Here is a 12,444-nt window from a genome sequence, read left to right as displayed (position 1 = left end):
CGCTTTACTTGCGTTCCGCCAGCGTCACCTGAACATCGGCGCAGGTCACGGCCCGGTCGGCCTGGCCGATGATGCGGGCATCCTTGCCGGGCAGCGAGCGCTCGCTGACATCGACGTTCAGGGCCTTGGCGCGCAACGCGCTGACGGTGCAATTGTCGCGACCACCCAGTTCCGCCACCGGATCGACGCCGAAAAATGAGAAGACATTGCCGTGGGTGATCTTGTCGATCACGCCAGTCGGCAGGCCCTTCACATTCTCCCACAATTCCTCCGCCACCGACGGCCAGGTGCAGTCGGAATGCGGATAATCGCACTCATAGGCGATCAGATCCTCGCCCACCGCCTGATAATTGGCGCAGCCGAAGCGATCCTCGATGAAGCAGCACAGAAAATGTTCGCGGAACACTTCGGACGGCAGCTTGCCGCCCCACTGGCAGCGCACCCAGGCGCCGTGATGCCGGTACACGAAATCGGCGCGCTCCAGCATATAGGGAATCCAGCCGATCCCGCCTTCGGACAGCGAGAATTTGAGATTGGGATAGCGCAGCAGGGCGGTCAGGTGCAGCAGATCGGCGGCGTCGGTGCCGATCGCCATCGGCAGCGAGGTGATCCAGGCCGAGATCGGCGAGGCGCCCGACGCGAAGGCGGCGGGCTGGCCGGTACCGATATGGCAGTTCAGCACGACCTGCTCATCGTCGCACAGCGCCCATAAAGGCTCCCACATCTCGTCGTGGATCGAGGCAGGGGCGCCCTGGTTCAGCGGATTGGACGGGAAGCTGATCGATCGGCATCCCTTCCTGATGACGCGCTGCAATTCGCGGATCGCGGTCTGCACATCCCAAAGCGGCAGGATCGCGGTGGGAATGTAGCGCCCCCTATGTGGCGCGCACCATTCGTCGATATGCCAGTCATTATAGGCGGCGATGACGCGGGCGGCATTGTCCTTGTCCTTCGCCCGCCAGAACCAGCTACCGTCAAAGCTGCAGAAGGTCGGGAAGTTGACCGAGGTCAGCATGCCCGAAGCATTCATGTCGTCGATGCGTGCCCCCGAATCCCAGGTGCCCTTGCGCATCTGGTCGATGTTCATCGGCTCCGTGCCATATTCTTCCTTCGGGCGGCCGACCACGGCGTTGAGGCCGATATTATAGGTTCGCATATCCTCATGGTCCCAGGACCAGAAGGCATGACCGTCGGCGCCGGTGACATAGCGTGGCGCATATTTGCGATGTTCGGCGCTCAGATGCTGGTCGAACATGGTCGGCGGTTCGATGATATGATCGTCGACGCTGGCGATCACCATATCGTTCATCTGCATGGGTGAATCCTCTCCGTCAAAGGCTGCGGCCGGGCATGGGCGCCTGCTGCCGGGCCATCATAAAAGATGACGGACAATCATCTTTGATCTGGGACAAATCCCGCTCCCGGCGCGCCATTTTCCCGGCTGGCGCCGAAATGGGCTTGCCTCCCGTCAACACTACGCGCTAGAGAGTTCACTTATATAACTAGGTCTGTGAGGATAGTGATGACGGTTCGCCGCCTGCCCGACGCCCTGAAGGTCCGTGCCCAAAACCAGCCGGATTCGGTCGCTCATGACGACACCCATCGCGTGCTGACCTTCGCCCAGTGGGACCGGGAAGCGGACGAGATCGGCGGTGGCCTGGCGGCGGCGGGGCTGAAGCCGGGCGATCGCGTCTTCCTGCCGATCAGCAATGCGCATGCGGTGGAAATGGCGGTCGCCGTCTTCGCCGTGCTGCGCGCGGGCGGCATCGCCGTGCCGATCAATGTCCGCCTGTCGCCGACCGAGGTGCGCGACTATGCCGCGCTGGTCGAGCCGCGCTTCGCCCTTTACGACAGCGCGGAGGCATTGGCCGGACTGGAACTGGCGGGATCATGGCATGTGGATTCCATGCCGCGCGACATCGCCGCCCTGCCCGACCAGTCGCTGCTCGACGCCGACGCGGACGCCGAAATTCTGGCGACGTCGGGCACCACCGGCAAGATCAAGGGTGTGGTGGTGCCGCACCAGGATCTGCTGGGCACGACGACGGGTCTGGAAATCGACACCAAGTCGCGCTCGACGCTGCACGCACTGCCGCTGACCGGATCGGGCGGCAATCTGGGCGTGCTGATGCTGCCGGTCAAATCGGGCGCGACGACCTATACCCAGCCCAAATTCGATCCCAAGGGCTTTCTGGAACTGGTGCGCGTCAAGAAGCCCAATCTGGTCTATCTGGTGCCATCGATGCTGCGCCTGATCCTGGACCATCCCGATGTCGCCGATTACGACTTTGCGGGCGTCAAATATCTGATGACCGGCACAGCGCCGCTGCCGCATGACTCGGTCAAGCGGGCGTCGGAACTGTGGCCCAACCTGCGCGTGCGCAACAGCTATGGCATGTCGGAGGGGGGCATCGGCGTCGGCACGTCGAACAAGGAACAGGTGATGAAGCCGGGCTGCGTCGGCAAGCTGCCGCCGCACATGCAGATCCGGGACGAGGACGGCAATGTCATCACGCAGGCCAATGTGATCGGCGAGATTTACGGCTTCCAGAAACATGCGCGCCGCTACTGGCGCGATGAGGAGGCGACCGCCGCAAGCTTCAAGGGCGGCTGGACCAAGACCGGCGACCTGGGCTTCGTCGACGAGGATGGCGACCTGATCGTCTCTGGCCGGTCGAAGGAACTCATCATCCGCGGCGGATACAACATCACGCCGATCGAGATCGAGACCGTGCTGCACGACCATCCCGCGATCAAGGACGCCGCCGTGATCGGCATCGACCATGAGGTGCTGGGCGAGGATATCGGCGCCACCGTCACGCTGAAGACCGGCATGAGCACCGATATCGAGAATATCCGGCAATGGTGCCGCGACCGGCTGGCCGACAACAAGGTGCCGCGCACCATCCTCATTCTTGACGAATTGCCGCTCAACCCCAATGGCAAGGTTATGAAGCGCGATTTGAAGCCCTTGCTGGAAGAAGCGGCAAAGGCAGCCAAGGCCAAGAGGACGTCGGCATAAGATGAGCGAAGCCCCCATATTGTTCGAGGTCGAGGACGGCGTCGGCATCATCAGCTTCAATGTGCCGGACCGGCTCAACGCCTTTTCCGACGCGATGCACGACGTCATCCAGGACGTGGCCGTGGCGGCGGAGCAGGACGAGCGGGTGCGCGTGGTGGTGCTGACCGGCAAGGGCCGGGCCTTTTGCGCGGGCGCCGACATGGACCGGCTCAACCGGCTGATCGAGGGGCGGGGCACCAATTACGAAATCCCGCGCCAGGGCATCGTGCCTGAACGGATGAAGGCGATCGACGCGCCCGCCGAGCTCAATTCGATCTACAGCTTCCCCCTGGCGCTCTCCAAGCCGGTGATCGGGGCAGTGAACGGCCCGGCGGTGGGCGCGGGCTTCGTGATGGCGGTCAATTGCGACATGCGCTTTGCATCCAGCAAGGCCTTCTTCAACGCCGCCTTCGGCGCGCGCGGCCTGATCGCGGAAGCGGGATTGGCCTGGAGCCTGCCGCGCCTGGTCGGGCTGGGCCATGCCGCCGACATCCTCTATTCCGGACGCCGCATCGGGGCGGAGGAAGCGCAGGCCATGGGGCTGGTCAATCGGGTGCTGGAACCGGACGCGCTCATAGGTTTCGTGATGGATTATGCGCGGGAAATGGCCGCGACCGTCGCACCGCGTTCGCTGAGACTGATGAAGCGGCAGTTGCAGCGGTCGGCGACGCAAAGCTTTGGCGAGAGCGCCGGGGAAGCGCATGACCTGCTGGTCGAGGCGCTTGCCCATGACGATTTTCTGGAGGGTGTGCGCAGCTTCCAGGAGAAGCGTGCGCCGCGCTTTACCGGCCGTTAGAGCGGTCTGGCAGTTCCCAGCGATCAGAACCGATCGCTGATCAAGACTTCGCGGCGTGCTGGACGATCGGCTCGCGCAACCAGGCGACCGCCTCTTCCTCGCTCATGAAGACCCGCTCCGGTCCGCCACGGGCGAGGCGATCGGCCTGCAATTTCGTCAGCGCCGTATTCGCGACCAGCGCGACACGATCGTCCGGTCCCTGTATCTGGCTGGGCGTATTGGCGAAAAGGTCGGTCACCTCGCGGCTTTGCACCACATTGTCGCGATTGAGGACCAGCACGCGGGCATAGCCGCGTTCACGCCGCATGGTCGCGACAAGCTGGAGCGACTGGTCCAGAAAAGCCCGCGCGTCCTGCAAACTCAGCAAGCCGGTCCGCTCGACCACCACATAGCCATTTTGCCGGTCGTACCACATAGATTTTCTGCCTCTCCCGTCCGTCGGGGGGAAGGCATAACGCCGCAGGGTTAACAGATCCTATGCGGCGCCTTCGCTTTGCGGCAGGCTGTGAATCAGCGCTGGAACCTCCGCCAGCGCGCGGAGCGTGTCATTGAGATGGGTGCAGCCCGCCGTCTTGCGCAGGGTGATCAGCACCTGTTCGCGCAGACGATCGAGCGGACAACCCAGCAGATGACCGATATTCGAGGGCGCGGCGCGGCATTCGGGATAAGGCAGCGTGCCGGGCCGGGCATCGAGCGACAGCAGCGTCCCTGCGGCCTCATCGGCGGTCGCGAACAGCCGATATTCGTGCACCGCCATGCGATCCCCTCCGTCGGGAGCGCTGCTTGTATCCTGAAAGGCGGAATCGACGTGGATCAGGCCGCCTTCGCGCCAGACGTCGATGCGGCGGGCACGGCGGAAATTGACGCCACCCCGGTCGATCAGTTCGTGCCAACCCTCCGGATCGGCGAGGTTGACCAGCGAAGGCACCCGGCTGCTGTTCTGGTCCGGCTGCGCCCGGCCGTTATCGCCAAGCGCGCCCGAGCCGGGGCGGAAGCCGATACACACGCCCTCCATGCTGCGGACATTCTGGGCACGCTGCTCGTCCGACATGCCAATCCAGCCGCCGTCCCAACGCGACCAGGCCCAACGCGCGACCAGCGTGGTGCCCGCCAGATCGTCCAGCAGAAGATAGAGCGGCGTGCCGTTGGTCTTTTCGACGGGCAGGACATTTTCTATTGCGGCCCGCAAATATCCGCCCGCGCGGGCGCCAACCAGGCCAGCTATGTCATTGCGCGGCGGAACCGTCCGGATCGACTCGATGACCCTGTTGCCCGCGACGACGTCGATATGCGCGCGGCCGATTTCCACCGGCTGCCCGCCGTCCGGCCCCGTCAGTATATCGCGGCAATCCCCGGCGATCGCAGTTTCCCCATCGCGGCCGCCCGGCCAGGTGGCATCCAGCGACATGGTGCGGCGGACCGAACGGGGCCTGCGCAGGGGCGACCAGCCCATCGGTTCGCGAATCGGCCGGTCGAAGACCGGGAGGGGATCGCCAGAAAGGGTCAGCCCCCTCGCCGCCGGCTCGATTTCGTGCAGGTCGCTTTCGTTCACTCGCCTTCCTTACCAGCCCGCCAGTTCGGCGGCGCGCTGCCTCTGCTCGGCCGGACTGCCCAGCCAGGCCCGGTTCGCCACGGAACGGCGGAACCAATAGTTGAGGCCATATTCCCACGTATAGCCGATCCCGCCATGCGCGGCGATAGCGGCGCGGGTGCTGCGGGTATAGACTTCGCTCAGATGCGCCTTGGCCATGGCGGCGGCCCGGGGCGCGTCCTCCAGGCCGGCATCCCAGGCATAGGCGGCGTACCAGACGAAGGCGCGGGCGGGTTCGACATCCAGCGCCATGTGCGCCAACTGATGCTTGAGACCCTGGAAACGCCCGATCGGCTGGTCGAACTGGACGCGTTCCTTCGCATAGCCCACCGACACGTCGGTGCAATGTTGCGCGCCGCCCAGGGCATCCGCCGCGATCAGCACCAGCGCCGCGTCGCGGATGCGATCCACCATCGGGTGGCCCGCCGGGAACAGGACATGGCTTTTCACCGCACCGAAGCTGACCTTGGCCACCGGACGCGACCGGTCGGTCGATGCGACCGGCTCGATCGTCACCCCTTCGCCCGCCTCGATCAGGCGCAGGCCGCCCGCTTCGTCGCGCGCCAGGAACAGAGCGGCGCTACTCGCCGCCTGGACGAATTCGCTGTCGATCGCAAGGGTCGCGACAGTAGTCCCCGCCGTCAGCCCTTCAAGGAACGCCTTGGCATCCTCATTGTCCGAGGCGGCGACCGCGCCCACGGTCAGCAGTTGCGCGATCAGCGGTCCCGATGCCGCGGCTTCGCCAGCGACTTCGCAGATCAGCGCGGCTTCGACCAGGCCCATGCCGCTGTCGGGCACCAGAACCCCGGCGAGGCCGAGTTCCATCAGCGCATTCCAGCTCTGCGGATCGAAATCCTGGTCATTGTCGGCGAACTGGTGCAGCCGCTCCATCGGCCAATTGTCGGCGAGCGTCCCGCGCACCGCGTCCTGGATGGAAACCTGTTCCGGCGTAAGGTGGAACTGCATCGCTTATTTCTCCGCCGACAAGGCAAGGTCGCGCGGCAGGCCAAGGCCGCGTTCGCCGATGATGTTGCGCTGGATGTTGCTGGCGCCCCCGGCGATCGAATTGCCGAGCGAGCCCATGATCTGGTCGAGCCACTTGTTGGGGCCGCGCGCCATGTTGGTCTGGCCGCTGCCCGCGCCGGCCGGTTCGGTCAGCCCCGCCTCACCGATCAGTTCCTGCGCCAGCAGGGCGATCTCATGACCGGTTTCGGTCAGAAGCAGCTTCATCATCAGCTGCACCGGACCCGGATCCTCGCCCGCCGCATTGCAGGAGAAGAGGCGGAAGCTGGTGTAGCGATGCGCCATCACCGCGCCCTCGATCTGCGCCAGCCGGTCGCGGACGATAGGGTCCTTCGACCGGCCCATTTCCTGAGCCAGTTCGACCAGCTTGGAAAACTGGCGGCCGAGGCCATCGGCGCTGCCGATCGTCGCGCGCTCATGCTTGAGCGTCGTGCGGCTGACATACCAGCCCTTGCCGCGTTCGCCCACCTGAAGGCTGACCGGCGTTTCGGCATTGTCGAAGAAGAATTCATAGAAGGTGTTGCGGCCGCCCTCTCCGGTCATCTGCCGGATCGGCCGGCGCGTAACGCCCGGCTGGTTCAGATCAAGCAGCAGATAGGTAATGCCGTCATGCTTGGGCGCGTCCGGTTCGGTGCGCACCAGCATGAACATGTGGGTCGCGTAACCGCCCTGGCTCGTCCAGATCTTCTGTCCGTTGATGATCCACTTGCTGCCGTCGGGCGACAGTTCGGCGCGCGTGCGCACGCTGGCGAGGTCGGACCCCGAACCGGGTTCCGAATAGCCCTGGCCCCAGACATAATCGCCCTCGATCGTCTTGCGCAGGAACAGATCCTTCTGCTCGTCGGTGCCGCGCTCCAGCAGGGTGGGAACCAGCATGCTCATGCCGTTGCCGCCCACTTCCATCGGCGCCCGCGCCTTGGAGAACTCCTCCCGGATCACCTGAGCGCGCACGACATCGACAGGCTGCTGCGAACCGCCATATTGCCGCGGGATCGCCCGATAGAGATAGCCCTGATCCGTCGCCCGCCGCCGAAAGGCCCGAATCAGTTCCGCCAGCTCGGCGCCGCGCGCGCCGCCCGGCTGCCATGCCTCTTTCAGAAAGGAGCGGACCTCACCACGGAACCGCTCTGCATCCTCGCCGTAGCTAAGGTCCATTGTCTCCACCTTCCATTGGAAGTGCCTGCCGGCACGACTATAAGATCGCTAACGAGGTAATATATGTCCTTCAAGCTTTTTTTGGCAAGCCCGAACCCAGCCCGTCCGGCGCGGGTTCGCGCAGCCGCTTCCCCGCTTCCCTGGGCAGGGCGAAGGCCATCAGCGTGGCCGCGACGCAGCCCGCCACGATCACCCACATGCTCGTCATGAAGGCGTCGGCGGTCGGATAACGGGCCGATCCCCCAGGCCCCGCCATCGTCTCGCTCGCCAGGATGACGGATATGAACTGGGCTCCGATACCCAGGAAGACCTGCCGCGTGATGGTCATCATCCCCGCTGCCTCGCTGGTCCGATCCGGCGGCACGGCCTGGGCGAGGACGGTCGGTCCGACCGCGAACAGCATGGTCGTGCCGAAGGAGATGACGATCAGAACCAGTGCGACCTGCGTGATGCTGTCGTTGAAGACCATCGCCAGCAGCCAGCCCGTGGTCGAAACGACGCCACCGATGATCATCGTCGGCCTGCCGCCCCAGCGCGACGTCAGCCAGCCGCTCAGGGGACCACCGAAGAGCGAACTCATATTGGAGGGCAGCTTGATCAGTCCCGCCACCGTAGCGCTGACGCCCAGGCCGATCATGGTCCATTTCGGCGCCTGCAGCAGCAGCGAGAAGAGCAGCGCGATCTGCAGCGTGCTCATGGCCACCAGAGCCGTGACGCCATTGGTTACCAGCACCGCGCGATTGGCGAACAGGCGGACGTTGAACAGCGGATGGGGGCTGCGCAGGCTGGCGCGGATCCAAAGGGCGATGAGCAGCACCCCTGCGAACAGGAAGGTCAGCGTCCGGCGGTCGCCAAGCCCCCAGCTCGGCCCATAGGTGATGGCCGCCAGGATCGCGAAGACGGCGGGGACGAACAGGATGCCGCCGAACCAGTCGATGCGGGCGCTGCCGGCCGACCGGGGCGAACGGGGCACCGTCAGCAGGACCGCCGTCAGGGAGATGACCGCGAGCGCCGCGCTGGCGACGAACACCGCATGCCAGGAAAAATGGTCGACGATGAGACCGCCGACGACCAGCCCGGACGCGGTGCCCGCGCTTGCACCGGAAACCATCAGGCCAATGCCCATGGGCACGCGTTCGGGCGGCAGGTTTTCCCTGACCAGTCCGACGCACAGGGCGAAGATCGCGCCGGTGATGCCCTGAAGGCATCGGCCGATCAGCAGCACCGGATAATTGGGCGCCAGGGCACTCAGCAGCGAGCCGCAGGCGGCGCAGATGAGAAGGATGTTGAGAAGCCGCCTGCGTCCGAAAATATCCCCCAGCCGCCCCGCGACTGCTGCCGCCCCGGCGCCGATGAGGAGATAGCCGGTGATCAGCCATCCGACCTTGACGGGATCGCCCAGTTCATCGGTCAGAGCGCGCTGCGCGGCGTAGATCATCGCCGTTTCGAACGACTGCGTGGTTTCGGCCAGCCACAAGGCCAGGATGATCCCGATGCTCGACCGGCTCCACATCAGCGGTCTGCCCGGCTGCGGGGATGGGCGTCTGCTTCGGTCTTCAACGGCCTCTCCTAGCTAAGACAGTTATAATTGTCGGCTGGCTGATGACGTGGCACGGCGTCTTGGCAAAGGCAAGACGGACGGCCAAAAGAAAAGGGCGGCGCAACGCACCGCCCTCGTCCCATTCCCCGACGCGGACGTCAGGCGGAAGCGAACATCGCCATGATCTCGCCCGAAGTCACCGGACGGCGCGCCTTGCCCACCAGATCCATGCTGTCGGTCTTGAGGCCGCCCAGGCCGTGGCGCGGCGAAACGTCGACATCCTTGCCCAGCTCGCGCAGGTGACGGACGGTGCACTTGTCGCGGCCGCCCAGCGCCTGCGTGGGGTCGAAGTTCAGCAGCTTCATCGCATTCTTGTGCGTCACCTTGTCGATCACATCGTCCGGCAGGCCGTTGACCGCCGCCCACAGATATTCGGGGCAATTGGGCCACAGCGTATCGGAGTGCGGATAGTCGGCTTCGTAGCAGACCATGTCCGGATTGAGATAATCCAGGCTCTTGAGGCCGAACTGGTCGTCGATGAAGCAGGTCACGATGTGACGCTTGAACACATCGGACGGGCGTTCGCCATTCTCGAAGCTGGTGAAGGTCCACTCATGATGATGTTCATGGGTGAAGTCGGCGCGTTCGAGGAAATAGGGAATCCAGCCGATGCCGCCTTCGGATAGCGCCATGCGCAGGTCGGGGTAGCGCTTCCAGAAGGAACCGAACAGCCAGTCCGCAGCCGAGTTGGAGATCGCCATCGGCATGGTCGTGATCCAGGCGTCGATCGGCGTTTCGGCCGAAGCGTGCTCCGCCGCGCTGCCCGTGCCGATATGGCAGTTCAGCAGCATCTTGAGGTCGCAGCATTCCTTCCAGAAGGGTTCCCAATATTCATTGTGGATGCTGGGAAGGCCCGTGCGGGCCGGATTGTCCGGGAAGGCGATGTTGTGGACGCCATGCTTCGACATGCGGCGCATTTCGGCCAGCGTCAGGTTCATGTCCCACAGCGGCAGGATGATCATCGGGATCAGGCGGTTCTTGCCGACCTCGCACCATTCCAGCACATGCCAGTCGTTCCAGGCGCGGATCGCCATCAGCGCCTCGTCCTTGTCGTTGGCGGTGTAGAAGGACGAGCCGGCGAAGCGCGGCATGGTCGGGAAGTTGAGCGAGCCCAGGACGCCGTTGGCGTTCATGTCGTCGACGCGCGCCTTGGCGTTGTAGGAGCCTTCGCGCAGCTGTTCGAAGCGGCAGGGTTCCATCCCATATTCGGAACGGGGGCGGCCCACCACCGCGTTGAGGCCGATGGTCGGAAAGATGGTGCCGTTCCACAGCCACACATCCTTGCCATCCTTGTCGATCACGCGCGGCGCGCGATCCTTCTTGCCTTCGGGATAGTGGCGGATGAACGCGTCTGGTGGTTCGACCGCATGATCGTCCACGCTCACGATAATCATGTCTTCCATCTGCATCCTGATTCTCCTCGGGGAGTTATTAATTGATGGTTCGTCAACTTTACGCCTGTTCCACGCCGGACGCAATCAGAATCTGCGCCCCGCCCAGCAACCTTAGAACCGCGTCGCGGCGGCGGACAGGAAAGATATTATAGAAAGTGGACTTGCTACGATTGCACCAATGTGTATCGTAAGACGCAACAATGATCGAAAATGGTTCCAGCGGCCCGGTCTGATTCGTTCGGATGCGGGGCGCTGCCTTTGTCCGGTCATGGTCAGTTGGAAGGAAAGCGCGGACCGAGTCGCGCCGACGCAATGGTGAGAGAGGAAGACATGGCAGTAAGCTTGAAGCACAAGAACGCCCTCTATGTGAACGGCGAGTGGGTTGCTGCGGATCAGCTGGAAGCGGTCATCAACCCCGCGGACGAAAGCGTCATCGCCGAGGCGCCGGTCGGCTCCTCCGCCCATGTCGATGCCGCGCTTCAGGCCGCCTACGACGCCTTCCACAAGGGCCCCTGGCCGCGCATGTCCGTCCATGAACGGCAGGCCAAGCTCAGCGCCTTCCTGGACGCGGTCGATGCGCGCAAGGAACAGATCATCAGTCTGCTGGTCGCCGAGGCCGGCGCGACGCAGATGATGGCGGGCTTCCTGCAATATGGCATTCCGATGAAGCATGCCCGCAAGACGGTGGAAATCTGCACCCGTCCCGACGTTACCACCCTGCCGGTCGAACTGACCCCCAATGCGATGGGCACCACCACCCTGGGCACCGGCGTCCTCTCGCGCGAGCCGATCGGCGTCGTCGCCGCGATCACGCCCTATAACTATCCCTTCTTCCTCAACATCGGCAAGGTGATCCCGGCGCTGGCCGTGGGCTGCACCGTGGTGCTGAAACCTTCGCCCTACACGCCGATCAACACGCTGCTGCTGGGTGAGATCGCCGATGAAGTCGGCCTGCCCAAGGGCGTGCTGAACATCGTCACCGGCGATATCGAGGCAGGCACGCTGCTGACCACCGATAAGCGCGTCGATCTTGTCCACTTCACCGGATCGGACAAGGTCGGTTCGGCGATCCAGGCACAGGCCGCGCCGACGCTGAAGCGCTGCATCATGGAGCTGGGCGGCAAGTCGGCGATGATCGTGCGGGCCGACGCGAACCTGCAGGAAGCGATCATGTCGGGCATCATGGGCGTCACTGTCCACTGCGCGCAGGGCTGCGCCCAGCTGACCCGGCATCTGGTCCACAATTCGATCCGCAAGCAATATGTGGAGGGCGTGGCTGCCGGGCTGCGGCAGGTGAAGATCGGCAATCCCATCGACCCGACCGTCACCTATGGCCCGCTGATCCGCGAAGTGGCCCGCACCCGCACCGAAAATTATGTCGAGATCGCCAAGTCGGAGGGCGCGCGGCTGGTCACCGGCGGCCGCCGTCCGGACGGGTTCGACAAGGGCTTCTATTATGAGCCGACCCTGTTCGACGACGTCCAGAACAGCTCGCGCCTGGCGCAGGAAGAGGTGTTCGGTCCGATCGGCGCCGTCATCGGCTTCGACACGGACGAGGAAGCGATCGCCATGGCCAATGACAGCGACTTCGGCCTGTCGGGCGGCATCTATTCCGCCGACGCGGGCCTCGCCTATGAAATGGCGCGCCAGATCCGCACCGGCGGCGTTTCGATCAACGGCGGCGCGGGCACGATGATGAGCGAGGCGCCCTTCGGCGGCATCAAGCGTTCCGGTTACGGGCGCGAATATGGCATCGAGGGCCTCAACGAATTCACCTATATGAAGACGATCAGCTTCCGGGCCGCCTGAAGCTGACGCGAGGAG

Annotated in this window: 10 protein-coding genes; 3 read left to right on the top strand and 7 right to left on the bottom strand. The window is 64.4% G+C overall.

Annotation, left to right across the window (positions count from 1 at the left end):
* Positions 1-4: 4 nt before the first annotated feature.
* Positions 5-1,315 (bottom strand): amidohydrolase family protein, encoded by a 1,311-nt coding sequence (locus MJ601_RS05175; RefSeq protein ID WP_242123996.1) that lies wholly within the window; start codon positions 1,313-1,315, stop codon positions 5-7.
* Positions 1,316-1,522: 207 nt separating this feature from the next.
* Here MJ601_RS05175 and MJ601_RS05170 point away from each other — a divergent pair, with 207 nt between their 5' ends.
* A complete protein-coding gene (locus MJ601_RS05170) occupies positions 1,523-3,022 on the top strand; it encodes a class I adenylate-forming enzyme family protein (protein WP_242123994.1) in 1,500 nt (499 codons plus the stop codon).
* Between the two features lies 1 nt (position 3,023).
* Positions 3,024-3,857: an enoyl-CoA hydratase-related protein gene (locus MJ601_RS05165; protein ID WP_242123992.1), complete on the top strand. Its 834-nt coding sequence runs from the start codon at positions 3,024-3,026 to the stop codon at positions 3,855-3,857.
* Positions 3,858-3,897: 40 nt separating this feature from the next.
* Here the strand turns inward: MJ601_RS05165 and MJ601_RS05160 are convergent, their stop codons facing one another.
* From MJ601_RS05160 to MJ601_RS05135, 6 genes are all read right to left on the bottom strand, one after another.
* The gene (locus tag MJ601_RS05160) at positions 3,898-4,272 is read right to left on the bottom strand and encodes a hypothetical protein (RefSeq protein WP_242123990.1); all 375 of its coding nucleotides are present in this window, start codon (positions 4,270-4,272) and stop codon (positions 3,898-3,900) included.
* Positions 4,273-4,332: 60 nt separating this feature from the next.
* Positions 4,333-5,409 carry a DUF2889 domain-containing protein gene (locus tag MJ601_RS22010; RefSeq protein WP_242123988.1) on the bottom strand — a complete coding sequence of 359 codons (1,077 nt, stop codon included), beginning with the start codon at positions 5,407-5,409 and terminating at the stop codon, positions 4,333-4,335.
* Between the two features lie 9 nt (positions 5,410-5,418).
* Positions 5,419-6,414 (bottom strand): acyl-CoA dehydrogenase family protein, encoded by a 996-nt coding sequence (locus MJ601_RS05150; RefSeq protein ID WP_242123986.1) that lies wholly within the window; start codon positions 6,412-6,414, stop codon positions 5,419-5,421.
* 3 nt (positions 6,415-6,417) lie between these two features.
* Positions 6,418-7,626: an acyl-CoA dehydrogenase family protein gene (locus tag MJ601_RS05145; RefSeq protein ID WP_242123984.1), complete on the bottom strand. Its 1,209-nt coding sequence runs from the start codon at positions 7,624-7,626 to the stop codon at positions 6,418-6,420.
* A 70-nt stretch (positions 7,627-7,696) separates the two neighbouring features.
* Complete coding sequence (locus tag MJ601_RS05140) at positions 7,697-9,139, bottom strand: MFS transporter (RefSeq protein ID WP_242123982.1); 1,443 nt, start codon at positions 9,137-9,139, stop codon at positions 7,697-7,699.
* Positions 9,140-9,324: 185 nt separating this feature from the next.
* Positions 9,325-10,635, bottom strand: a complete 1,311-nt coding sequence (locus tag MJ601_RS05135; protein ID WP_242123980.1) for an amidohydrolase family protein — start codon at positions 10,633-10,635, stop codon at positions 9,325-9,327.
* A gap of 315 nt (positions 10,636-10,950) precedes the next feature.
* Here MJ601_RS05135 and MJ601_RS05130 point away from each other — a divergent pair, with 315 nt between their 5' ends.
* The gene (locus tag MJ601_RS05130) at positions 10,951-12,429 is read left to right on the top strand and encodes an aldehyde dehydrogenase family protein (RefSeq protein ID WP_242123978.1); all 1,479 of its coding nucleotides are present in this window, start codon (positions 10,951-10,953) and stop codon (positions 12,427-12,429) included.
* Positions 12,430-12,444 lie beyond the last annotated feature (15 nt).

The sequence above is a fragment of the Sphingobium trunci genome (assembly GCF_022664535.1).
Taxonomy (GTDB): Bacteria; Pseudomonadota; Alphaproteobacteria; order Sphingomonadales; family Sphingomonadaceae; genus Sphingobium.
This window is presented reverse-complemented; position numbering and strand designations above follow the sequence as displayed.